Annotated in this window: 1 protein-coding gene; it reads left to right on the top strand. The window is 60.3% G+C overall.

Translation table 11 applies throughout. The features are described 5' to 3' along the window. Positions 1-109 precede the first annotated feature (109 nt). The coding region (locus R4P70_RS32615) for an IS481 family transposase (protein WP_317833851.1) at positions 110-1112 on the top strand (1003 nt) is incomplete at its 3' end.

Here is a 1112-nt window from a genome sequence, read left to right as displayed (position 1 = left end):
TGTTGTGGGTATGGACGTTGCTGACGCGGGATTGAAGTAGACGGGCTGGTCCTCGGCGTAAGAATGGGAGTTGCGACACAACCGTTCTCGACCAAAAAGGACCAGCCCTGTGACACACCGTAATGCTCCGCTAACCGTGGAGGGAAGACGACGCCTGATCGAGCGGTGTCAGAGCCGTCCGATCGCCCATGTCGCCGCCGAGATGGGCATCTCCCGTCAATGCGCCTCCACATGGGTCAACCGGTATCGCAAGTATGGCGACCTGGGAATACAGGACCGATCCAGCACGCCACACCATCACCCGACTGCCACAGCAGCAGCGGTGGTGGCCGAGATCGAATCCATGCGCCGGACCCGGAAATGGTCGGCCTCGCGAATCGAGTTCGAACTCCGTATGGATGGAACGGTGATTGCGCGTCGAACAGTCACGAAAATCCTGCGAAACCTAGGCCTGCACCGGCGCCGATTCATCGACCCGAACGGCGAGAACAACCGCAAACCGCAGGTCATCGCAGCGAAACGACCTGGCCAGATGGTGCATGTCGACATCAAGAAAGTCGGAAAAATCCCCGACGGCGGTGGTTGGCGTGCTCACGGTCGCGGGTCCGAGCGGGCCAAACGATCCCGGCGCCGGAAATCGAAGAACAAGCAGGCCCGCACCGGTTACACCTATCTGCACTCCGCGATCGACGGGAACACCCGCCTGGCGTACACCGAAGCCCGAGACAACGAAACCGCCGCAACAGCCATCGATTTCATGAACAACGCCCGCGTCTTCTTCGCCGCCCACGGCATCAACCGGATCGAGCGCGTGATCACCGACAACGGATCATGCTACCGGGCAGCAGATTTCACCGCTTCACTCCGCGAAGCTCGGCACTACCGCATCAAGCCCTACACACCGAAACACAACGGGAAAGTCGAACGCTACAACCGCATCCTCGCCGAAGAACTGCTCTACTCCCGCGAATACACCAGCGAGCAGCAAAGGCGCACCGCGGTCGAAGTCTGGAATGTTCACTACAATTATCACCGACCGCATTCAGCACGCGGAGGACGACCGCCTGCCGCTTACCGCCGGCACCGCGTAACTAACGTCCGTGCCTCATACA

This window comes from Rhodococcus sp. IEGM 1241 (assembly GCF_033142365.1).
GTDB lineage: Bacteria > Actinomycetota > Actinomycetes > Mycobacteriales > Mycobacteriaceae > Rhodococcus_F > Rhodococcus_F erythropolis.
Note: the sequence above shows the minus strand (reverse complement) of the source record. Positions and strands in the feature narration are given on the sequence as shown.